The organism is Rhodoferax sp. GW821-FHT07G04 (assembly GCF_059418585.1).
This window is the reverse complement of sequence record NZ_JBWKQD010000002.1, coordinates 1,260,396-1,279,738: the sequence shown is the minus strand read 5'-3', so window position 1 is coordinate 1,279,738 and position 19,343 is coordinate 1,260,396. Positions and strand designations below refer to the sequence as shown.

General features: G+C 62.4%; 29 protein-coding genes. 26 read left to right on the top strand and 3 right to left on the bottom strand.

Annotation, left to right across the window (positions count from 1 at the left end):
* Positions 1-32 precede the first annotated feature (32 nt).
* The 13 genes from tuf to AC07OO_RS15085 all read left to right on the top strand — a co-directional run bounded on the left by tuf (position 33) and on the right by AC07OO_RS15085 (position 7,240).
* Positions 33-1,223 (top strand): elongation factor Tu, encoded by a 1,191-nt coding sequence (gene tuf, locus AC07OO_RS15145; protein WP_495082642.1) that lies wholly within the window; start codon positions 33-35, stop codon positions 1,221-1,223.
* A gap of 18 nt (positions 1,224-1,241) precedes the next feature.
* On the top strand, positions 1,242-1,556 hold the full coding sequence (gene rpsJ / locus AC07OO_RS15140) for a 30S ribosomal protein S10 (RefSeq protein ID WP_029708110.1): 315 nt from the start codon (positions 1,242-1,244) through the stop codon (positions 1,554-1,556).
* Positions 1,557-1,731: 175 nt separating this feature from the next.
* On the top strand, positions 1,732-2,412 hold the full coding sequence (gene rplC / locus AC07OO_RS15135; RefSeq protein ID WP_495082913.1) for a 50S ribosomal protein L3: 681 nt from the start codon (positions 1,732-1,734) through the stop codon (positions 2,410-2,412).
* Complete coding sequence (rplD, locus tag AC07OO_RS15130; protein WP_495082912.1) at positions 2,412-3,032, top strand: 50S ribosomal protein L4; 621 nt, start codon at positions 2,412-2,414, stop codon at positions 3,030-3,032. The genes rplC and rplD overlap by 1 nt, the downstream gene beginning before the upstream one ends.
* The gene (gene rplW, locus AC07OO_RS15125) at positions 3,029-3,355 is read left to right on the top strand and encodes a 50S ribosomal protein L23 (RefSeq protein WP_296698062.1); all 327 of its coding nucleotides are present in this window, start codon (positions 3,029-3,031) and stop codon (positions 3,353-3,355) included. The genes rplD and rplW overlap by 4 nt, the downstream gene beginning before the upstream one ends.
* Positions 3,356-3,357: 2 nt before the next feature.
* Entirely contained in the window at positions 3,358-4,182 is an 825-nt protein-coding gene (rplB, locus tag AC07OO_RS15120; protein WP_495082911.1) for a 50S ribosomal protein L2, read from the top strand.
* An 11-nt stretch (positions 4,183-4,193) separates the two neighbouring features.
* Positions 4,194-4,472: a 30S ribosomal protein S19 gene (gene rpsS, locus AC07OO_RS15115; RefSeq protein WP_094476242.1), complete on the top strand. Its 279-nt coding sequence runs from the start codon at positions 4,194-4,196 to the stop codon at positions 4,470-4,472.
* A gap of 9 nt (positions 4,473-4,481) precedes the next feature.
* Complete coding sequence (gene rplV, locus AC07OO_RS15110) at positions 4,482-4,811, top strand: 50S ribosomal protein L22 (RefSeq protein WP_075585605.1); 330 nt, start codon at positions 4,482-4,484, stop codon at positions 4,809-4,811.
* A 16-nt stretch (positions 4,812-4,827) separates the two neighbouring features.
* A complete protein-coding gene (gene rpsC, locus AC07OO_RS15105; protein WP_495082910.1) occupies positions 4,828-5,697 on the top strand; it encodes a 30S ribosomal protein S3 in 870 nt (289 codons plus the stop codon).
* Between the two features lie 2 nt (positions 5,698-5,699).
* Entirely contained in the window at positions 5,700-6,116 is a 417-nt protein-coding gene (gene rplP / locus AC07OO_RS15100; RefSeq protein ID WP_029708121.1) for a 50S ribosomal protein L16, read from the top strand.
* A gap of 16 nt (positions 6,117-6,132) precedes the next feature.
* The gene (gene rpmC / locus AC07OO_RS15095) at positions 6,133-6,342 is read left to right on the top strand and encodes a 50S ribosomal protein L29 (RefSeq protein WP_315488306.1); all 210 of its coding nucleotides are present in this window, start codon (positions 6,133-6,135) and stop codon (positions 6,340-6,342) included.
* A gap of 10 nt (positions 6,343-6,352) precedes the next feature.
* Positions 6,353-6,622, top strand: coding sequence for a 30S ribosomal protein S17 (gene rpsQ / locus AC07OO_RS15090; RefSeq protein WP_495082909.1), 270 nt, complete (start codon positions 6,353-6,355; stop codon positions 6,620-6,622).
* A 111-nt stretch (positions 6,623-6,733) separates the two neighbouring features.
* Entirely contained in the window at positions 6,734-7,240 is a 507-nt protein-coding gene (locus AC07OO_RS15085; RefSeq protein WP_495082908.1) for a peroxiredoxin, read from the top strand.
* Positions 7,241-7,303: 63 nt separating this feature from the next.
* Here the strand turns inward: AC07OO_RS15085 and AC07OO_RS15080 are convergent, their stop codons facing one another.
* Together AC07OO_RS15080 and AC07OO_RS15075 are read right to left on the bottom strand one after the other, a co-directional pair.
* Positions 7,304-7,789 carry a GNAT family N-acetyltransferase gene (locus tag AC07OO_RS15080; protein WP_495083362.1) on the bottom strand — a complete coding sequence of 162 codons (486 nt, stop codon included), beginning with the start codon at positions 7,787-7,789 and terminating at the stop codon, positions 7,304-7,306.
* 20 nt (positions 7,790-7,809) lie between these two features.
* Positions 7,810-8,472: a cytochrome b/b6 domain-containing protein gene (locus tag AC07OO_RS15075; protein WP_495082907.1), complete on the bottom strand. Its 663-nt coding sequence runs from the start codon at positions 8,470-8,472 to the stop codon at positions 7,810-7,812.
* 191 nt (positions 8,473-8,663) lie between these two features.
* Between AC07OO_RS15075 and AC07OO_RS15070 the strand changes: the two genes are divergently transcribed.
* The 7 genes from AC07OO_RS15070 (at position 8,664) to AC07OO_RS15040 (ending at position 13,638) form a co-directional block, all read left to right on the top strand.
* Complete coding sequence (locus AC07OO_RS15070) at positions 8,664-9,119, top strand: c-type cytochrome (RefSeq protein ID WP_495082906.1); 456 nt, start codon at positions 8,664-8,666, stop codon at positions 9,117-9,119.
* 20 nt (positions 9,120-9,139) lie between these two features.
* A complete protein-coding gene (locus tag AC07OO_RS15065; RefSeq protein ID WP_495082905.1) occupies positions 9,140-9,844 on the top strand; it encodes a DUF4197 domain-containing protein in 705 nt (234 codons plus the stop codon).
* Complete coding sequence (locus AC07OO_RS15060) at positions 9,841-10,428, top strand: hypothetical protein (RefSeq protein ID WP_495082904.1); 588 nt, start codon at positions 9,841-9,843, stop codon at positions 10,426-10,428. The genes AC07OO_RS15065 and AC07OO_RS15060 overlap by 4 nt, the downstream gene beginning before the upstream one ends.
* A 65-nt stretch (positions 10,429-10,493) precedes the next feature.
* Positions 10,494-10,940 (top strand): PTS sugar transporter subunit IIA, encoded by a 447-nt coding sequence (locus AC07OO_RS15055; protein WP_495082903.1) that lies wholly within the window; start codon positions 10,494-10,496, stop codon positions 10,938-10,940.
* Positions 10,909-11,178, top strand: coding sequence for an HPr family phosphocarrier protein (locus tag AC07OO_RS15050; RefSeq protein ID WP_495082902.1), 270 nt, complete (start codon positions 10,909-10,911; stop codon positions 11,176-11,178). The genes AC07OO_RS15055 and AC07OO_RS15050 overlap by 32 nt, the downstream gene beginning before the upstream one ends.
* Before the next feature lie 9 nt (positions 11,179-11,187).
* A complete protein-coding gene (gene ptsP, locus AC07OO_RS15045; RefSeq protein ID WP_495082901.1) occupies positions 11,188-12,966 on the top strand; it encodes a phosphoenolpyruvate--protein phosphotransferase in 1,779 nt (592 codons plus the stop codon).
* A gap of 180 nt (positions 12,967-13,146) precedes the next feature.
* Complete coding sequence (locus AC07OO_RS15040) at positions 13,147-13,638, top strand: hypothetical protein (protein ID WP_495082900.1); 492 nt, start codon at positions 13,147-13,149, stop codon at positions 13,636-13,638.
* A gap of 153 nt (positions 13,639-13,791) precedes the next feature.
* Here AC07OO_RS15040 and AC07OO_RS15035 read toward each other — a convergent pair whose 3' ends face one another.
* Complete coding sequence (locus tag AC07OO_RS15035) at positions 13,792-14,802, bottom strand: GlxA family transcriptional regulator (protein ID WP_495083361.1); 1,011 nt, start codon at positions 14,800-14,802, stop codon at positions 13,792-13,794.
* Positions 14,803-14,880: 78 nt separating this feature from the next.
* Here AC07OO_RS15035 and AC07OO_RS15030 point away from each other — a divergent pair, with 78 nt between their 5' ends.
* The 6 genes from AC07OO_RS15030 (at position 14,881) to AC07OO_RS15005 (ending at position 19,338) form a co-directional block, all read left to right on the top strand.
* Positions 14,881-15,744 (top strand): alpha/beta fold hydrolase, encoded by an 864-nt coding sequence (locus tag AC07OO_RS15030; protein ID WP_495082899.1) that lies wholly within the window; start codon positions 14,881-14,883, stop codon positions 15,742-15,744.
* A 29-nt stretch (positions 15,745-15,773) separates the two neighbouring features.
* Positions 15,774-16,205: a hypothetical protein gene (locus tag AC07OO_RS15025; RefSeq protein WP_495082898.1), complete on the top strand. Its 432-nt coding sequence runs from the start codon at positions 15,774-15,776 to the stop codon at positions 16,203-16,205.
* A gap of 6 nt (positions 16,206-16,211) precedes the next feature.
* Positions 16,212-16,658, top strand: coding sequence for a FixH family protein (locus tag AC07OO_RS15020; RefSeq protein ID WP_495082897.1), 447 nt, complete (start codon positions 16,212-16,214; stop codon positions 16,656-16,658).
* 5 nt (positions 16,659-16,663) lie between these two features.
* The gene (locus AC07OO_RS15015; RefSeq protein ID WP_495082896.1) at positions 16,664-17,923 is read left to right on the top strand and encodes a cytochrome-c peroxidase; all 1,260 of its coding nucleotides are present in this window, start codon (positions 16,664-16,666) and stop codon (positions 17,921-17,923) included.
* 214 nt (positions 17,924-18,137) lie between these two features.
* Positions 18,138-18,962, top strand: a complete 825-nt coding sequence (locus AC07OO_RS15010) for a hypothetical protein (protein WP_495082895.1) — start codon at positions 18,138-18,140, stop codon at positions 18,960-18,962.
* Between the two features lie 25 nt (positions 18,963-18,987).
* On the top strand, positions 18,988-19,338 hold the full coding sequence (locus AC07OO_RS15005) for a hypothetical protein (protein ID WP_495082894.1): 351 nt from the start codon (positions 18,988-18,990) through the stop codon (positions 19,336-19,338).
* The last annotated feature ends 5 nt before the right edge of the window (positions 19,339-19,343 follow it).

The following is a 19,343-nucleotide window of genomic DNA, read 5'->3' as shown; positions in this document are numbered from 1 at the left end:
ACACGGGAATTTGCTCTTTGGAGAATTGAAAAATGGCAAAAGAAAAATTCACACGTACCAAGCCCCACGTGAACGTGGGAACCATTGGCCACGTTGACCACGGCAAGACCACCCTGACAGCCGCCATCACCACCGTGCTGGCAGCCAAGTTCGGCGGCCAAGCCAAGGCCTATGACCAGATCGACGCGGCTCCTGAAGAAAAAGCGCGCGGTATTACCATCAACACCGCCCACGTCGAATACGAAACGGCCAACCGCCACTACGCCCACGTGGACTGCCCTGGCCACGCCGACTATGTGAAGAACATGATCACCGGCGCTGCCCAGATGGATGGCGCTATCCTGGTCTGCTCCGCAGCGGACGGTCCCATGCCCCAGACCCGCGAACACATCCTGTTGGCTCGCCAGGTTGGCGTGCCCTACATCCTCGTGTTCCTGAACAAATGCGACATGGTCGACGACAAGGAACTGCTGGAATTGGTCGAAATGGAAGTGCGCGAACTGCTCTCCAAGTACGACTTCCCCGGTGATGACACCCCCATCATCCACGGCTCCGCCAAGCTCGCCATGGAAGGCGACAAGGGTGCTTTGGGTGAAGAAGCCATCATGAAACTGGCCGACGCCCTGGACAGCTACATCCCCACCCCCGAGCGCGCAGTCGACGGCACCTTCCTGATGCCCGTGGAAGACGTGTTCTCCATCTCCGGCCGTGGTACCGTGGTGACTGGCCGTGTCGAGCGCGGCGTGGTCAAGGTCGGCGAAGAAATCGAAATCGTCGGTATCGCTGACACCCAAAAGACAACCTGCACCGGCGTGGAAATGTTCCGCAAGCTGCTGGACCAAGGCCAGGCTGGCGACAACGTCGGTATCCTGTTGCGTGGTACCAAGCGTGAAGACGTGCAGCGCGGCCAAGTGCTGTGCAAGCCCGGCTCCATCAAGCCCCACACCCACTTCACCGGCGAAATCTACGTTTTGTCCAAGGACGAAGGCGGCCGCCACACACCTTTCTTCAACAACTACCGTCCCCAGTTCTACTTCCGTACAACGGACGTGACCGGTGCGATCGAGTTGCCCGAAGGCAAGGAAATGGTGATGCCTGGCGACAACGTCTCCATCACCGTCAAGCTGATCAACCCCATCGCCATGGAAGAAGGCCTGCGCTTCGCGATCCGCGAAGGCGGTCGTACCGTGGGCGCCGGTGTGGTTGCCAAGATCTTCGCTTAAGCACAAGGAATCAACACCATGGCTACCAAGCAAAAGATCCGTATCCGCCTGAAGGCGTTTGACTACAAGCTCATCGACCAATCGGCCGCTGAGATTGTGGATACCGCCAAGCGTACCGGCGCGATTGTCAAGGGCCCCGTGCCCCTGCCAACCCGCATGAAGCGTTTCGACATCCTGCGTTCGCCCCACGTGAACAAGGCCAGCCGCGACCAGTTCGAAATCCGCACGCACCAGCGTCTGATGGACATCGTTGATCCCACAGACAAGACGGTTGACGCGCTGATGAAGCTCGACCTGCCCGCCGGCGTGGACGTCGAAATCAAGTTGCAATAATTTGACCCCCAAGCCCGGGCGTTTGCCTGGGCTTGCGTCAAAATCGGATGCGGGTTATACTCGCAGGCTCTCTTGGAGAGGCATATGCCTTTCTGAGTGGGTTTTATTAACAGTCTCCCACGCAAAAACGTTGTAGCCAATTGAAGTTGCAACGGTGGGGGTTACGGAGAAAACAATGAGTCTTAGCAATCACTTAGGGTTGCTGGGTCGCAAGGTTGGCATGATGCGCCTATTCACCGACGACGGGGACGCTGTTCCTGTTACGGTGGTAGATGTGTCCAACAACCGTGTGACACAGGTGAAAACCCAGGAGAACGACGGCTACGTTGCCTTGCAGGTAACGTTCGGTGCACGCAAAGCTTCGCGTGTGACCAAGCCCATCGCTGGCCACCTTGCCAAAGCAGGTGTTGAAGCCGGTGAAATCATCCAGGAATTCCGTGTAACCGCTGACGCAGCGGCCAAATACGCTGCAGGCGCAACCGTGCCTGTTGCTGACGTGTTTGCCGTCGGTCAAAAGGTGGACGTGCAAGGCACGACCATCGGTAAGGGCTACGCCGGTACCATCAAGCGCCACCACATGGCTTCGCAGCGCGCGTCGCACGGTAACAGCCGTTCGCACAACGTGCCCGGCTCCATTGGTATGGCCCAAGATCCCGGTCGCGTGTTTCCTGGTAAGCGCATGACAGGTCATCTGGGTGATGATTTGGTTACTACGCAAAACCTCGATATTTTCCGCATTGACGAAGCACGCCAGCTGTTGTTGATCAAGGGTGCTATCCCTGGATCTGCTGGTGGATTTGTCTCTGTGCGTCCTGCTGTCAAAGCAAAATCTGAAGCCGCGAAGGGAGCGAACTGATGCAGCTCGAACTCCTAAACGACCAAGGCCAGGCTACGTCCAAGTACGAAGCCCCTGAGACTGTGTTTGGCCGCGCTTACAACGAAGATCTGGTGCACCAGGTCGTGGTTGCTTTCCAGGCCAATGCCCGTCAAGGCACACGCGCCCAGAAGGACCGCGAGCAGGTCAAGCACTCGACCAAGAAGCCGTTCAAGCAAAAGGGAACGGGCCGCGCCCGTGCCGGTATGACTTCCTCGCCACTGTGGCGCGGAGGCGGCCGCATATTCCCGAATATGCCCGACGAAAACTTCGCGCAAAAAATCAACAAGAAGATGTACCGCGCCGGTATGGCCTCCATCTTCTCCCAGCTGGCCCGTGAAGGCCGTCTGGCTGTGGTTGATTCGCTGAAGGTTGACTCCCCCAAGACCAAGGCCCTGGCTGCAAAGTTCAAGGCCATGAACCTGGAATCCGTGCTGGTGATCGCCGACGAAGTCGACGAAAACCTGTACCTGGCATCGCGCAATCTGGTCAACATCCTGGTGGTGGAACCCCGTTACGCTGATCCGCTGTCGCTGGTCCACTACCGCAAGGTGCTGGTGACCAAGGCCGCCATGGACAAACTCAAGGAGATGTTCGCATGAGCCACGGTCCCAATCTGAGCAAATTCGACGAAGGCCGTCTGATGCAAGTGCTCGTCGCTCCCATCGTGTCTGAAAAGGCAACCATGGTGGCTGAGAAGAGCAATGCGGTGACCTTCAAAGTGCTGCAAGACGCTACCAAGTATGAAATCAAGGCCGCTGTGGAATTGATGTTCAAAGTCGAGGTTAAAGGCGTTTCTGTGGTGAACACCAAAGGCAAGACCAAGCGTTTTGGCAAGTCTGTCGGCCGTCGCGACAATGTTCGCAAAGCCTATGTGACCCTGAAACCCGGTCAAGAGCTGAACCTCGGCGGGGAGGCTGCGTAATCATGGCTGTTATCAAAATGAAACCAACTTCTCCAGGCCGTCGTGGCGTGGTGAAGATTTCGCGTGACCACCTGTACAAGGGTGCGCCCCACGCTGCCTTGCTGGAACCACAATTCCAGCAAGCCGGTCGTAACAACAACGGCCACATTACGACTCGCCACAAGGGCGGTGGTCATAAGCACCACTACCGCGTTGTCGATTTCGTTCGCAACAAGGACGCTATTCCTGCCAAGGTTGAGCGCATCGAGTACGACCCTAACCGTTCCGCGCACATCGCTCTGGTGTGCTACGCCGACGGCGAGCGCAAGTACATCATCGCTCCCCGCGGTCTGGAAGTCGGCGCGACCATCATGAATGGTTCCGAGGCTCCCATCCGTGTGGGCAACACGCTGCCTATCCGCAACATCCCCGTGGGTTCCATCATCCACTGTGTCGAGTTGCAAGTCGGCAAGGGCGCTCAGATCATCCGCTCTGCGGGTACATCTGCCACGCTGCTGGCCCGTGAAGGCACCTACGCCCAGGTTCGCGTCCGCTCCGGTGAAGTTCGCAAGATCCACATCGACTGCCGCGCAACCATTGGCCAAGTGGCCAATGAAGAGCACAGCCTGCGTCAACTGGGTAAAGCCGGTGTCAAGCGCTGGATGGGTATTCGCCCGACCGTTCGCGGTGTGGTGATGAACCCGGTCGACCACCCGCACGGTGGTGGTGAAGGCAAGACTGGCGAAGGCCGTCACGCAGTCGATCCTTGGGGTAATCTGACCAAGGGCTACCGTACCCGTAACAACAAGCGCACGCAGGTCATGATCGTGTCGCGTCGCAAGAAGTAAGGGGTAGGTAAATGACTCGTTCTCTGAAAAAAGGTCCCTTTGTTGACCACCACCTGGTAGCCAAGACCGAAAAGGCCGTGGCAACCAAGGACAAGAAGCCGATCAAGACCTGGTCGCGTCGCTCCATGATCCTGCCCGATTTCATCGGCTTGACCATTGCTGTGCACAACGGCAAGCAGCACGTGCCCGTCTATATCACTGACCAAATGGTTGGCCACAAGTTGGGTGAGTTCGCGCTCACACGTACTTTCAAGGGTCACCCTGCGGACAAAAAAGTCCAGAAGAAATAAGGAGTGACCATGGAAACACGTGCAACCCTCCGCGGCGTGCGTTTGTCTGTGGACAAAGGCCGTCTGGTCGCGGATCTGATCCGCGGCAAGAAAGTGGACCAAGCCCTGAACATCTTGCAATTCACACAGAAAAAAGCTGCTGTGATCATCAAGAAGGTTCTGGAGTCCGCCATTGCCAATGCTGAGCACAATGACGGTGCCGATATCGACGAGTTGAAGGTCAAGACCATCTACGTCGAGCAAGGTGCTTCGTTGCGTCGCTTCACGGCCCGCGCCAAAGGCCGCGGTAACCAAATTCGCAAACCCACGTGCCACGTGTACGTGACGGTTGGTAACTGATAGAGGCCTGGAAGATATGGGACAAAAAATCCACCCAACCGGCTTTCGCTTGGCGATTAGCCGCAACTGGTCTTCACGCTGGTACGCCAGCAACCGTGATTTCGCCGGCATGCTGGCCGAAGACATCAAGGTCCGTGAATACCTCAAGGCCAAGCTGAAGAACGCTTCGGTTTCGCGCATCTTGATCGAGCGTCCTGCCAAGAACGCACGCATCACCATTTTCTCGGCACGTCCGGGCGTGGTGATCGGCAAGAAGGGCGAAGACATCGAAAACCTCAAGCGCGATCTGGGCAAGCAGCTCGGCGTGCCTGTGGCCGTGAACATCGAAGAAGTGCGCAAGCCCGAAATCGATGCCAAGCTGATCGCCGACAGCATTACGCAGCAATTGGAAAAGCGGATCATGTTCCGCCGTGCCATGAAGCGCGCCATGCAAAACGCCATGCGTCTGGGTGCCCTGGGCATCAAGATCATGTCGTCCGGTCGTCTGAACGGCATTGAAATCGCCCGTACCGAGTGGTACCGCGAAGGCCGCGTGCCACTGCACACACTGCGTGCTGACATCGACTACGGTACTTCCGAAGCCAAGACCACCTACGGCATCATTGGTGTCAAGGTCTGGGTCTACAAGGGTGATACGTTGGGTCGTAACGACCTGCCGGCCGCCGTTGAGCCCCGCGCTGAAGAAGAGCGTCGTCCACGTGGTCCACGCCGCGATGGTGACCGCCCCGCTCCCCGCGGTGCACGTCGCCCGGCCGGTAGCAATGCCGCGCCTGCCGATGGCAGCGACAAACCCGCTGAAGGCTCTGGAGCCGAAGCTAAACCCGCCGTTAAGCGCGTTCGCAAAGTCGCCGCGCCTGCTGCAGCAGCAGACGGTAAAGGAGAATAACTATGTTGCAACCCGCTCGCCGGAAATACCGCAAAGAGCAGAAGGGCCGTAACACCGGCATCGCGACACGAGGCAGCTCGGTCGCATTCGGTGACTTTGGTCTGAAATGTACTGACCGCGGCCGTCTGACGGCTCGCCAGATCGAAGCGGCACGCCGTGCCATTTCGCGTCACGTCAAGCGTGGTGGTCGTATCTGGATTCGCGTGTTCCCTGACAAGCCGATCTCCCAAAAGCCTGCTGAAGTGCGTATGGGTAACGGTAAAGGTAACCCCGAGTACTACGTGGCTGAAATCCAGCCCGGTAAGATCGTTTTTGAAATCGTCGGTGTGCCTGAAGAGCTGGCACGCGAGGCATTCCGTTTGGCTGCGGCCAAGCTGCCTTTGCGTACCACCTTCGTGGCCCGCATGATTGGCCAGTAATTCAGGAGAAATCGAAATGACGAAAGCTACTGAACTGCGCAAAAAAGACGTTGATGGTCTGAAGACGGAAGTCAAAGCGCTGCAAAAAGCCCACTTTGGCCTGCGTATGCAAAAAGCCACGCAACAACTCACCAACACAGCCACGATCCGCACTGCGCGCCGTGACATTGCTCGCGCCAAGACCATTCTTGTCGAGAAGCAAGCCGCTGACAAGTCCGCCAAATAAGGAGCGATAAATGACGGAAGCTAAAAAATCCCTCAAGCGCACCTTGATTGGCAAGGTGGTCAGCGACAAGCGTGCCAAGACAGTGACCGTGCTGATCGAGCGCCGTGTCAAGCACGAGCTCTATGGCAAGATCGTTGGCAAGTCCAGCAAGTATCACGCCCACGACGAAAAGGGTGAGTACCACATGGGTGACGTGATCGAGATCACGGAAAGCAAGCCTATCTCCAAGACCAAGAACTGGGTTGCGACCCGCTTGGTGCAAAAGGCCATCGAAGTCTAAAGGGCTTGCTCTTTAGGCCAACAGGCTACCCCGCAACGGCCCACAATCGTGGGCCGTTTGCATTTGTGCAAACCATTTCCAACAACCCCAACTAGCTAGGAGCAAACAAGCATGATCAAAGTAGGCGACACCCTTCCCGCAACCACCCTGATGGAGTTCTCGGAAGTCGAGGGCGAAGGCTGCAGCATCGGCCCCAACCCCGTAGACGTGACCAAGGCCACCGCGGGCAAGACCATTGCGCTGTTTGCGCTGCCAGGTGCCTTCACGCCGACCTGCTCGGCCAAGCATGTTCCCGGCTATGTGGAAAATGTGGATGCCTTCAAGGCCGCTGGCGTCGATGAAATCTGGTGCCTGAGCGTCAACGACGCCTTCGTCATGGGTGCATGGGCACGCGACCAGAAGACAGCTGGCAAGGTCCGCATGCTGGCCGATGGCAGCGCCGCGTTTGCACAGGCCACGGGCCTGACGCTGGACCTGACATCCAAGGGCATGGGCCTGCGCAGCAACCGCTACTCCATGCTGGTCAAGGATGGCAAGGTGGCTTCGCTGAACATCGAAGGCCCCGGAAAATTTGAAGTCAGCGACGCAGCGACACTGCTCGCGCAAGCCAAGGCCTGATCCTCAGCCCCAGCTTTGTAAAACCCGGCCATCGGTTCATACCGGTGGCCGGGTTTTTGGCTTCTACAAATCGGCCTTCAGGTAGTGGGCGCCGGCGATGGGGCTGAAGTAATAGGGCGGGACCTCCTCAAAGCCCAACTCCTGGTACAGCGCGCGTGCCGCCTCCATGTCGTCCAGCGTATCCAGCAGGATGCAGTCATAGGCCGCCAGGCGCGCAGCCTCCAGTGTGGTTTCGACCAGCATGCGGCCCAGCCCCAAGCCCCGGTAGGCCGGGCGCACATAGAGGCGCTTCATCTCGCAGGCATTGGGGTAGTCCACGGCATCCAGCGGACGCATCGCGCAACAGCCCGCCCATTCGCCATCCACCGTGGCCACCAGCAGGGTGCCGCGCGGTGCCGCGTACTCGCCTGGCAGATTCTGCAGTTCCAAATCAAAATTCTGGAAACACAAGTCCACGTTCAGCGAACGTGCGTACTCCTGGAAGAGCTGGCGCGCGGCCTGCAATTGGTCCGGGGCGTTGGCGGGGGTGATGGCCGACACGGGCGTCATCAAGCCGGCCGGCGTTGTGTTCAACCCGCCCATTGCACCAATCCCGTAACCAGTGCGGCGCATACCGCGAACACCACCAGAGCCAGGCCCCGAGAGCGGCCATCGTCGCGGGCGCTTTCAAAAGCCTGGTCCATGTCTTTGTCCCCCAGCACCATGGCCTGCACCAGCTTCTTTTTGTGGCGCAGGCGGTAGAAAATCAGTGCTGCAATGTGCAGCAGCACCAGTGTGATCAGTACATACTTGCCAATCGTGGCGTGGTAGTAAGTGGCGCGCCCCACCCACAGGCCGGGCGCCATCTTGGCCAGCGGGCCGGTCGTTGCGATTTCGTCATCGCTGAACAGGCCGGTGGCCACTTGCAGCAGTGCAAAGCCCAGCATGGCCAGCACCGACAAAGCGCCCAAGGGGTTGTGCCCCACGGACTGTGCGGCCGTACCCTGTCCCCGCAGGTAGCGCAGAACGCCAGCAGGCCCCACCACAAAGTGTCCGAAGCGCGACCAGCGCCCGCCGATGAAACCCCAGACCATGCGGAACAACAGTAGGCTCAGCACGACGTACCCCATGCGGAAGTGCCACACCATGGCTGAATCGCCGATCTGGCCGGTGACGATCAAGCCGATGATGCATGCCGCCAAACTCCAATGGAAAAGCCGTGTCGGCAAATCCCAAACCCTGACCTTGCTCACCCCGTATCTCCTCGTGCACAGTGCTGCCACGGCCTTGCGCCATGGCGGATGCCCAATTTAGCACCCGGCGCTGCCCCGGGCGGCCCCAGCCTATGGGTGAATACCCTAATCGCCTAAGATAGCCTAAACCTTTCGCCCCGCATAGACTCTATTGGCGGTTTCGTTTCAACTCTTCTTTACAGGCATACACCATGAAGATTTTTGCTTCCCTCGCCCTTGCTGGCGCAGCCACCCTGGTCGCGATTCCCGCTTCCGCGCAATTCGCCAAGCCCGATGACGCGATCAAATACCGCCAAAGTGCCTTGTTCGTGATGCAGCAAAACTTCAGCCGTGTGGCCGCCATGGCGGCAGGCAAGGCACCGTTTGATGCCAAAGTGGCCGCCGATAGTGCCGCCGTCGCTGAATTCACCTCCAAATTGCCCTGGGCCGGCTTTGGTGATGGGACCGACAAAGGCCGTGAAAACCGGGCCAAACCCGAAATCTGGACCGACAAGGCCAAGTTCAACGAATACGCCGACAAGATGCAGGCCGAAATGACCAAATTCGCTGCAGCAGCCAAGACGGGCAGCCTGGACAACATCAAAGCCACCGTGGGCGGTGTCGGCGGCACCTGCAAGACCTGCCACGACGCCTTCCGCAAAGACTGATACCGGAGAACCCGCCCGCTATGGACCGCCGACAATTTACCGCCCATTCCGCGTCTTGGATCGCGTTACTCAGCGCCAGCGCCTGGCAGCAGGCCTATGCGCTGAGTCTGGCCGACCTGAGCAACACCGATGCCACCAAGGGCTTGAAAGAGGCATTGGAAAAAGGCGCGCTATCGGCCATTGGCATCCTGGGGGTGGAAAACGGCTTCCTGGGCAATGAGCGCGTGCGCATCAACCTGCCCGGCGCCCTGAACGACGCCGCCAACCTGCTGCGCCGCTTTGGCCAGGGTGGCCGGGTTGACGAGCTGGTCACGGCGATGAACCGTGGCGCAGAGGCCGCTGTGCCCCAGGCCAAGGGTCTGCTCAGCCATGCGGTGCAGACCATGAGCGTTAACGACGCCAAGGGCATCCTGACCGGTGGCGACACGGCCGTCACCGACTTCTTTGCATCCAAGACGCGCCCGGGGCTGACCCAGACCTTTTTGCCGGTGGTGACCAAGGCGACCGAGAAGGTGGGCCTGGCCGACAAATACAACGAGGTGGCCGGCAAGGCGGCAGACTTTGGGCTGGTGAAGAAGGAAGACGCCAACATCCAGCAATACGTCACCCATAAAACCTTGGATGGCCTGTTCCTGATGATCTCCGAAGAGGAAAAGAAAATCCGCCAGAACCCGGTGGGCTATGGCAGCGCCATCCTGACCAAGGTCTTTGGCGCGCTGAAGTGACGGTGCGCAGCAGTGGGCGCCTGCCCACGCTTGGCGTGCTGGCTGCGACCGCGTGGCTGGCCGTCGCCTGCAGCCCCGCTCTGAATTGGCGCGAGGTGCCGGTGGAGGACCTCGTCGCCATGCTCCCCTGCAAGCCCGACCATGCCGAGCGTCCGGTGCAACTGGGCCCGGTCAGAGCGTCCATGCAAATGTCGGGCTGCGAGGCTGATGGCGCGCTGTACGCGGTCAGCCATGTGCGGGTGCAAGAGGCCGCACAGGTGGGGCTGATCCAAGTAGCCTGGCGCCAAGCCACGCTGGCCGCGGTGCAGGCAGGCGCAATACAAAGCAGCCAGTCCCTGCCACTGGCCAAACCGCTACCGGGCCAAGCCCGTGCCGGCACGTCGCCCGCGGATGGCGGCGGCGCTGCGCCGCTGCAGGTCTTCACCGTCGAGGCGCTGGAGGGCAAACGCCCCGATGGCAGTGCGGTGCAGGCCCAACTGGCCTGGCTGACCCGCGGGCCAGACATCTACCATGTAGCCGTCTATGGGGCCCGCCTGGACAAAGAGAAAACCGAACTGTTGTTTTCTGAGCTACGCCTACCCTAGGGGCACTGCGGCGCAAGCGGGGCGTGCGTTGGCAAAGCGGCCATAATCGACTCCAATACCCGTCTATGAACACCGGAATCCTCATCATTGCCCACGCACCGCTGGCCAGTGCCTTGCGCGAATGCGTGTTGCATGTCTACCCGGAAACCGCAGACGGCGTGCTGGCGCTGGATGTACTGCCCAACGCGCCCACCGAGACCACGCTCGCCGCCGCGCAAGACCTGCTGCAGCAACTGGGCGCGCCCAACACCCTGGTGCTGACCGATGTGTTTGGCGCCACCCCGTGCAATGTGGCGCAAAAGGTGGTCGATGGCGTGCACGCCAAACTGGTGGCCGGTGTCAACCTGCCCATGCTATTGCGCACCGTCAACTACCGCCATGAGCCGCTGGACATTCTGGTGGCCCGCGCCCTGTCGGGCGGCGCCCAATGCATCATGCAAGTCGCGGTGACCGCACCCCAAAACCAAACCCGTAAACCGCATGATAAAAGCCACCACGACCATCAGCAATAAACTGGGTTTGCACGCCCGCGCATCGGCCAAATTGACCAAGCTGGCCGGCAGCTTCCCTTGCGAAGTGTGGATCGCCAAAGGCGAACGCCGCGTCAATGCCAAGAGCATCATGGGTGTCATGATGCTGGCCGCGGGCCTGGGCTCTGAAGTGGTCATCGATACCGAAGGCGACCGCGAGCAAGAGGCGATGGATGCCCTACTAGCCATAATTGCCGACAAGTTCGGAGAGGGCGAGTAGGGTTCTCAGATGACATTCGCGATCCACGGCCTCAACGTATCCCGCGGCGTGGCCATTGGCCGCGCGGTGCTGGTGGCGTCCAGCCGCGTGGACGTGGCCCACTATTTTGTCGAGGCCCATGAGGTTGAAGCCGAGATCGACCGGGTGCGCATGGGGCGCAATGCCGTCATTGACGAAATCCACCGCCTGCAGGAAAGCATTGCCCAGATGGGCCCCAAGGAGGCGCCGCACGAGTTGGGCGCGCTGCTCGACGTGCACCTGATGCTGCTGCAGGACGATGACCTGGTGGGCGGCGTCAAGCACTGGATCACCGAGCGGCTGTACAACGCCGAATGGGCGCTGACCACGCAGCTCGAAATCATCGCCCGCCAGTTCGACGAGATGGAGGACGAGTACCTGCGCGAGCGCAAGGCCGACCTGGAGCAGATCGTCGAGCGCGTGCTGCGTGCCATGAAGGGCAACACCTCGCCGGTGGTGGCCCAGCAGCACCAGCGTGCCGGCCGCAAGGCCTCGCAGCAAGACCTGCTGCTGGACGACACGGTCGATGTGCCGCTGATCCTGATCGCGCACGACCTGTCGCCGGCCGACATGCTGCAGTTCAAGCAAAGCGTGTTCGCCGGCTTCATCACCGATGTAGGTGGCAAGACCTCGCACACCGCCATCGTGGCGCGCAGCATGGACATCCCCGCCGTCGTTGGCGCGCGCCTGGCCAGCCAGTTGGTGCGCCAGGACGACTGGGTCATCATCGATGGCGACGCGGGTGTCGTCATCGTCGACCCGTCACCCATCATCCTGGCCGAATACGGCTTCAAGCAGCGCCAGCGCGAGCTGGAGCGCGGCCGCCTGCAGCGCCTGCTGCACACCCCCTCGGTCACGATGGATGGCGAGAAGGTGGAGCTACTGGCCAATATCGAAATGCCGGAGGATGCGCCCGTGGCGCTGAAGGCCGGTGCCGTGGGTGTGGGCCTGTTCCGCAGCGAGTTTTTGTTCATGGGCCGCCAGGGCCGCCTGCCCGGTGAAGAAGAGCAGTACCAGGCCTACAAGCGCGCCGTCGAAGGCATGCAGGGCCTGCCGGTGACGATACGCACCGTGGACGTGGGGGCCGACAAGCCGCTGGACGACTCCGTGCGCGACGACGCCCACCTGAACCCCGCCCTGGGCCTGCGTGCTATCCGCTGGAGCCTGTCCGAGCCGGCCATGTTCCTGACGCAGCTGCGCGCCATCCTGCGCGCCGCGGCGCACGGCAAGGTGCACCTGCTGGTACCCATGCTGGCCCACGCGCGCGAGATCCGCCAGACCCTGGCCCACCTGGACCATGCCCGCGCCATGCTGGACAACCGTGGTGTGGCCTATGGCCCGGTCAAGCTCGGTGCGATGATCGAGATACCGGCCGCTGCGCTGAGCCTGCGCCTGTTCCTGAAGTATTTTGATTTCCTGTCCATCGGCACCAACGATTTGATCCAGTACACGCTGGCCATCGACCGGGCCGATGAGTCTGTGGCCCACCTGTATGACCCGCTGCACCCTGCCGTGCTGCGCCTGGTGGCCGACACCATTGCCGAATGCCGCGCCCAGGGCAAGAGCGTCAGCGTGTGTGGCGAGATGGCGGGCGATGTGGGCCTGACCCGGCTGCTGCTGGGCCTGGGCCTGCGCAGCTTCTCCATGCACCCGGCGCAAATTTTGGCTGTCAAGCAGGAGATCTTGCGCTCCGACACCAGCAAGCTCGCGCCCTGGGCGCTGCGCGTGCGCGATGCCGAAGACCCGGCGCAGGTGCTGGCGGACGGTTAAGCTTGCTGCGCTATTTGTAGCGCTGTCTGTAAATCCGACGAGGGCTACGGGGCTTTTATTCAAAGCCGCTTGGTGTCGTGGCGCCATGCAGTGCGCCCGCGGCCATGGCGGTCGGGTAGCATCCACGCTCCCCAGGCGCAATCGTTGCCTGGCCTTCTTTTGCAACCCAATGCCCTTGCCGTGACCGATACCGATACAGAAGAATCCTCCAAAATCCAAGAGCCCCGCCTGTGGCGCGACGCCGGCTGGACCGCCAGCGTCATCAAGAACGAAGACGACGACGGCTGGGCTGTGGCCATGACCAAGGACGGCGCGGCCGAGCCTGCACTGGTCGGCCCCTGGACCATGGGCCGCGACAAGAAGAACCCCAAGCCGCTGGACGGCCCCGCCTTCAGCACCCTGGTCAAGACCGCCAGCGAATTCGTGCGCCGCAGCGAGCAGCAACTGCACGCGTCGCTGCACCAGAGCATTGCCATCACCGTGGGCGAGGCCCGCATCACCGTGCACCTGGATATCGAACCCGATGAGGAAAACCCCTCCGCGGTCTTGAGCGCCCGGGACGATGGTGACGCGGTCTTGGCTGAGGTGCGCGTGGCACCCAACTTCAAGCTCAACCGCAGTAGCGCCGTGGCCTGGGCCGAGGGCGGCTTCGCCAAGCCTGCAGCCCGCTAGAGTCGCCGAGGGCCCGTGGAGGCTAATTTATACCCATATTGGGTTTTTTGAGGCAGCCAACTGAGCATTGACAATAAAAAGTGCCACTATCCCTCGTCAAATGGACTTGTGTAGCTATCAAAACAGGAGTGGTCGCGGGTTCATGCTTCGCGCCTAGGCGGACGCCACCGGCCCAAAGCGCTCCCGGTACAGCCCCGGCGTGACCCCCACGCGCTTGTGGAAGGCGCGGTGCAACGCGTCCATGCTGCCAAAGCCGGCGCGCGATGCCACCCGCTCCAGTGGCCAGTGCGAAGTTTCCAGCAAGGCCTTGGCGCGGTCCACGCGTGCGGCCTCCACGAAATGCGCCGGTGTCAGACCGGTCTCCTTGCGGAACACGCGCTGGAAGGTGCGTTCGCTCATGCCCACCCGGTCGGCCAGCGCCGGCGCGCGCAGGTCGCCGCGCGGGTCTTCCACGATGGCGGTCACTAGCTTGCGCAGGCTGGGTGTGGCGGCGGCTTGCAACTGCAGGCCCGCGCTGTACTGCGATTGGCCGCCCGGCCGGCGCATGAACAGCACCAGGTTGCGCGCCACGGCCAGGGCCACGGCCGAGCCGCAGTCGGCCTCCACCAGCGACAGGCTCAAGTCAATGCCTGCCGTGACGCCGGCCGACGTGTAGAAGGGCGCGTCAGCCACAAAAATGGCATCGGGCTCCACCTGCACGGTGGGGAACATCTCTTGCATCAGGCCGCAGTATTCCCAGTGCGTGGTGGCGCGCCGGCCGTCGAGCAGACCCGACGCAGCCAGCACGATGGCCCCCACGCAGACGCTGGTCATGCGCCGCGTGTGCGGGGCGCGCGCGGTCAGACTGCCCATCAGTACGGGGTCGGCAATGGCCGCACGCAACGCCACCTCGCTGCCGCCGGCAATGACCAGCGTGTCCAGCTTCTGGGGCAGGTCCACCAACGCAGTAGACCCGGCCAACTGCAGCCCGGCATGGGTGTGGATGGCCCCGCCGGTGGGCGAGGCCAGTACCACGCGGTAGGGCGCCGGGCTGGCTTTGGCATAGCGGTTGGCCAGCGCAAAGACCTCCATGGGGCCCACCACGTCCAGCGTCTGCACGCCGTCAAAACCCAGCACGGCAATGTCGCGGGTGGTGGCGCTGGGGGCATTGGACAGGGGCGGCATGGGAGCAAACTCCGGGTTGGCAAAAAATGCGGTTAGATTGTCCATTCTGCCACTGGGGTGCGGGATATCGTCCATGCCATGCTCCAGCACACCGTAACCGTACGCCATTGCCGCATCCACGTGGTGGAGCAGGGCCGTGGCGTTCCCACGCTGTTTCTGCACGGCAACCCGGATTCGTCCGACGTGTGGCGCGGTGTCATGGAGGGGCTCCGCCACCAGGTGCGCTGCATTGCGCCGGACCTGCCGGGCTTTGGCGCGTCCACGGTGGCGGCGGACTTTGATTTCTCGCTGGATGGGGTGGCTGGTTTTGTCGATGATCTGCTGCAGGTCTTGGGTATTACCGAGCCCATCCACCTGGTGGTGCATGACATTGGCGGCCCCTATGGTCTGGCCTGGGCGGTGAAGCATCCGCACCAACTGCGCTCCATGGTCATTTTGAACACCGTCTTTTCGGCCGACTACCGCTGGCATTGGGTGGCCCGAGCGTGGCGCACGCCGCTCTTGGGCGAGCTGGTGCAGTGGCTGACCAACCGCTGGGCCTTTGCGTGGGAGTTGCGCCGCGGCTCCCGCGCGCTCAGCGACGCGCAGATCGAGGCCACCTACGCCCGTATCACGCCGGCCATGCAGCGCATGGTGCTGCGCCTGTACCGCGCGCTGGACCCGCGCGACTTTGCCGGCTGGGACGACCGCCTGCGTGCGCTGGCCGCGTCCCGCCCCTCGCTGGTGCTGTGGGGCGACCACGATCCCTATGTCGACAAGGCCTTTGCCGAGCGCTTTTGCGCGCAGCAGGTCGTGCACCTACCGGACTGCGGGCACTGGGTGCCGCTGGAGGCGGTGCCGCAGGTGGTAGCCCGGCTGTCGCTGTTCTTTGTGCGGCAGGCTGCCGCAGTTTCTGATGGGCCTGTGCAAGCCGCACCGCAGTGCGTGGCTTTGCCGGCCTAGGCACCGCAACACGGCACAGGGTCTGAACCGTGGAGTACGGCGTGGGGGTGTTGTTGTCGCTGGTCTGCGTGGGCCTGGGCCATGCGGTGGGCCTGGGGCGGCAGCGCGCGTTCTATCCACTGCTGGCGGTGGCGGTTGCCAGCTACTACGTGCTGTTTGCGGCCATGGGCTTATCGGCGGATGTGCCGGCGAGTGGATCGGCGCGCACGCTGTGGCAAGAGTCCTTGGTGGCGGTTGCCTTTGCCGTGTTGGCGGTCATGGGTTTTCGCACCAGCCTGTGGTGGGCGGTGGTGGCGCTGCTGGGGCATGGCGTGCTGGACAGCGTGCACCACCACGCCATCGCCAACCCGGTGGTGCCAATGTGGTGGCCGGGCTTTTGTCTGGCCTTTGACGGTATTGCGGGTGCTTGCCTGGCGCTGTTGCTGCTGGTGCGGCGCCCCATCTTTTTTCTGAGGAGTTGAATACCTATGTTGTTGTACCGAAACCTGGCGCGCGCGGCCGGTCTTGCCACCCTGGTGGTGGGCCTGGCTGCCTGCTCCACGCCCCCTGCGGACCTGGATGTGTCGCTGACCCACGCCAGCGCCGACAAGCGATTCGTGGTGTCGCTGGAACCCCCGGCCACGCCGCCCGCCATCAACCAGATCCACAGCTGGAAGATCAAGCTCACGTCGCCCACAGGCCTGCCAGTGGCCCATGCCCGCATCGGTGTGGACGGTGGCATGCCCGAGCACGGCCACGGCCTGCCCACACAGCCCCAGGTGACACAAGAGCTGGGGGACGGCCTGTATCTGATGGAAGGCATGAAGTTCAGCATGACGGGCTGGTGGGAGATCAAGCTCGCCATCCAGACGCCTGAGGCCTCGGACAAGGTGACCTTCAACACCGTGGTCGCCGCGCCCGCTGCGGCGCGTTGAGCTGCATGCCCTCAGACCGCGCCATGCGATTCGCGCTACAGGGGGTGGGGAGGCTGGGTGTAGCCCTGGCGCTGGTCCTTCCTTTGGTGGCCGGCTCTGCCGCCGGCACGCGCCAAGCCGCGCCGACCCATGCAGACAACTGGAGTGCCGCAGACATCCGCGTGTTGGCGTCCTTGCGGTTGAGCCAGCTGCCGCCACTGCCCCGCGATCCGTCCAACGCGTTCGCCGATCTGCCAGCCGCCGCTGCGCTGGGCAAGCGCCTGTTCAGCGACGTGCGCTTCAGCGGCAACGGCGCCGTGTCCTGCGCCACCTGCCATGACCCGCAGAAGCGGTTCCAGGATGGGCTGCCCATGGCCCGTGGCGTGGGCCAGGGCAGCCGACGGTCCATGCCACTGGCGGGTGCCGCCTACAGCCCCTGGCTGTTTTGGGATGGCCGCAAGGACAGCCTGTGGTCTCAAGCATTAGGCCCGCTGGAGGATGCCGTGGAGCATGGCGGCAACCGCACCCGCTATGCCCACCTGGTGCGCGCGCACTACCGCGCGGAGTACGAGGCCGTGTTCCAGGCCCTGCCCGATCTGTCCCGCGTGCCGCCGGACGCCGGGCCCACGGGCACGCCTGCACAGCAGTTGGCGTGGAAGAACCTGGACGCCACAGCCCAGTCCGGCATCAACCGCGTGTTTGCCAACATCGGCAAGGCCATCGCCGCCTTCGAGACCACGCTGGCGCCCCCCGCATCACGGCTGGACCGGTATGTGGAGGCCTTGCTCCAGGGCGATGGCGCGGCACAGGCGGCGGCACTGACGCCGTCGGAAGTCAACGGCCTGCGCACCTTCATCGGCAAGGGCCAGTGCGTGACCTGCCACAACGGGCCCTTGCTGACGGACCAGCACTTCCACAACACCGGCGTGCCACCCCGCGGTGCGGCGCAACTGGACCGTGGCCGTGCAGCAGCGACGGCCACCGTGCGGGACGATGTTTTCAACTGCCTGGGCCCCTACAGCGACGCCAAGCCCGCGCAGTGCCAGGAGCTGCGCTTCATGGCCACCAGCGACCCGGCGCTGGAGGGCGCGTTCAAGACGCCAGGCCTGCGTGGCGTGACACTGCGCCCGCCGTACATGCATGCCGGGCAGCTCGCGTCGCTGGCCGATGTGGTGCAGCACTATGTGCGGGCGCCGGTCGCCGCCGTGGGCCACACCGAACGCACGGCCCTGCGCTTGACGGAGCAGGAAGCCCGCGACCTGGTGGCGCTGCTGGGGGCGCTGTAGCCGGAGGGGGTTTTAGAAAAACTGGCCGCTAGCCCTTGTCGAATATGCACATATTGCTACCAAATAAGTAGCAAGCCGCTCCGTGGCCTGTGAAGCGGCTGCCGCAAAGGGCCGGAGTGCACGTGGCCTGCTCCCAAGATTGAACCAAACCCGCAGGCGGTTCGACTCAGCACCGGAACCCGCCAGCGGTTTGGCGGAAATACGGAGCACACCCATGACCACCCAGACACCTCTCGCCGCTGCAATAGCTATTGCCATGACCACTGCGCTGATCGCAAGCCCCGCGATCGCAGATCCGCTGCCCCCGGGCTATTCCCCCGGCTTCGTCGCCGCCAAACTGTCCACCCACACCATAGGCGTCAACAAGGATGTGACGCTGACGGTGACCGGCATGGGCGTTTGCAAAAACTTCAAGATCAACTGGGGCGACACCAGTGAAATGGTGGCCGAATTTGACTTCGGCTACGGCGCATCGTCCATGCCCTTGCAAAAGACCCACAAGTACGCCAAGGGCGGCAAATACTTCCCCTCCGTTGCCGAGGTGATGGGCCCGTCGTTGGCCGAACGCTGCGGCTCGCGCACGGACGTGCCCGACAGCTCCCTGACCGTCACGGAGCCCGGCAAGGTGACCGGCATCACGGCCACACCCACCAAGACCCAGGTCGGTCAGACCGTTGCTGTGGTGGTGGAAGGAAGCGGCCAATGCGAACACCCCCGGCGCATCGTGACCGAGTACCGCGAGGTGATGAACGTGTCCCAAAACGCGGTCATCAGCACGGTCAAGACCTTTGCGCCCGCCGATGCCTGGCCACGCACCGCCAGCTTTGTGGCCGCCAAAGAGGGCTACTACGTGGTGTACTGGCTGGGGACGGATTCGCTGTCCAGCCCCTCGGGGGACTGCGTCTCGTACAGCGCGCCCATCTTCGTAGAGGTGAAGAAGCAGACGCTGGCCTTGCCCATCGTTGCCACACCCATCAGGACGACGCCTCAGCCCATAGGTCCTGCGGGCAATCTGCCCAATGGCAAACCCCTGAAATAAGGTGGGTGCCAAACCGGCCTTCACCATGGCAACAGCTACCGCCATCATCATCAGCCTGGACCGCGAGGCGCACTCCTTCGTGCGCTGCCGCAAGCTGTGGGACACCCTCTGCACACGCATGCTGGATGCCGGCTTCACCCGCAAGGGGGACCGGTTTGTCAGCGCCCTGGATGTGGACAGCGCCAGCCGTCTGGCGCGCCAGGTGCTGGACGGCATAGACAGTGAGCTCTGCGCCCGCAACCAGAGTGCCTGGGGCACTATCCGCGACTTCTATGCCGTGCCGGAGCACGCCATCGTCGATCTGGCCGCCCCCAGCGCCCATGCCATCGAGGTGGATGTGATGGCCACGGGCGCCTTCCAGACCTTCTTCCGCTGAGCGGT

Bases quoted from the DNA above. Each gene is read 5' to 3' on its own strand.
- tuf (WP_495082642.1), top strand. From the start codon at position 33: ATGGCAAAAGAAAAATTCACACGTACCAAGCCCCACGTGAACGTGGGA.
- rpsJ (WP_029708110.1), top strand. From the start codon at position 1,242: ATGGCTACCAAGCAAAAGATCCGTATCCGCCTGAAGGCGTTTGACTAC.
- rplC (WP_495082913.1), top strand. From the start codon at position 1,732: ATGAGTCTTAGCAATCACTTAGGGTTGCTGGGTCGCAAGGTTGGCATG.
- rplD (WP_495082912.1), top strand. From the start codon at position 2,412: ATGCAGCTCGAACTCCTAAACGACCAAGGCCAGGCTACGTCCAAGTAC.
- rplW (WP_296698062.1), top strand. From the start codon at position 3,029: ATGAGCCACGGTCCCAATCTGAGCAAATTCGACGAAGGCCGTCTGATG.
- rplB (WP_495082911.1), top strand. From the start codon at position 3,358: ATGGCTGTTATCAAAATGAAACCAACTTCTCCAGGCCGTCGTGGCGTG.
- rpsS (WP_094476242.1), top strand. From the start codon at position 4,194: ATGACTCGTTCTCTGAAAAAAGGTCCCTTTGTTGACCACCACCTGGTA.
- rplV (WP_075585605.1), top strand. From the start codon at position 4,482: ATGGAAACACGTGCAACCCTCCGCGGCGTGCGTTTGTCTGTGGACAAA.
- rpsC (WP_495082910.1), top strand. From the start codon at position 4,828: ATGGGACAAAAAATCCACCCAACCGGCTTTCGCTTGGCGATTAGCCGC.
- rplP (WP_029708121.1), top strand. From the start codon at position 5,700: ATGTTGCAACCCGCTCGCCGGAAATACCGCAAAGAGCAGAAGGGCCGT.
- rpmC (WP_315488306.1), top strand. From the start codon at position 6,133: ATGACGAAAGCTACTGAACTGCGCAAAAAAGACGTTGATGGTCTGAAG.
- rpsQ (WP_495082909.1), top strand. From the start codon at position 6,353: ATGACGGAAGCTAAAAAATCCCTCAAGCGCACCTTGATTGGCAAGGTG.
- AC07OO_RS15085 (WP_495082908.1), top strand. From the start codon at position 6,734: ATGATCAAAGTAGGCGACACCCTTCCCGCAACCACCCTGATGGAGTTC.
- AC07OO_RS15080 (WP_495083362.1), bottom strand. From the start codon at position 7,789: ATGACGCCCGTGTCGGCCATCACCCCCGCCAACGCCCCGGACCAATTG.
- AC07OO_RS15070 (WP_495082906.1), top strand. From the start codon at position 8,664: ATGAAGATTTTTGCTTCCCTCGCCCTTGCTGGCGCAGCCACCCTGGTC.
- AC07OO_RS15065 (WP_495082905.1), top strand. From the start codon at position 9,140: ATGGACCGCCGACAATTTACCGCCCATTCCGCGTCTTGGATCGCGTTA.
- AC07OO_RS15055 (WP_495082903.1), top strand. From the start codon at position 10,494: ATGAACACCGGAATCCTCATCATTGCCCACGCACCGCTGGCCAGTGCC.
- AC07OO_RS15050 (WP_495082902.1), top strand. From the start codon at position 10,909: ATGATAAAAGCCACCACGACCATCAGCAATAAACTGGGTTTGCACGCC.
- ptsP (WP_495082901.1), top strand. From the start codon at position 11,188: ATGACATTCGCGATCCACGGCCTCAACGTATCCCGCGGCGTGGCCATT.
- AC07OO_RS15035 (WP_495083361.1), bottom strand. From the start codon at position 14,802: ATGCCGCCCCTGTCCAATGCCCCCAGCGCCACCACCCGCGACATTGCC.
- AC07OO_RS15030 (WP_495082899.1), top strand. From the start codon at position 14,881: ATGCTCCAGCACACCGTAACCGTACGCCATTGCCGCATCCACGTGGTG.
- AC07OO_RS15020 (WP_495082897.1), top strand. From the start codon at position 16,212: ATGTTGTTGTACCGAAACCTGGCGCGCGCGGCCGGTCTTGCCACCCTG.
- AC07OO_RS15015 (WP_495082896.1), top strand. From the start codon at position 16,664: ATGCCCTCAGACCGCGCCATGCGATTCGCGCTACAGGGGGTGGGGAGG.
- AC07OO_RS15010 (WP_495082895.1), top strand. From the start codon at position 18,138: ATGACCACCCAGACACCTCTCGCCGCTGCAATAGCTATTGCCATGACC.
- AC07OO_RS15005 (WP_495082894.1), top strand. From the start codon at position 18,988: ATGGCAACAGCTACCGCCATCATCATCAGCCTGGACCGCGAGGCGCAC.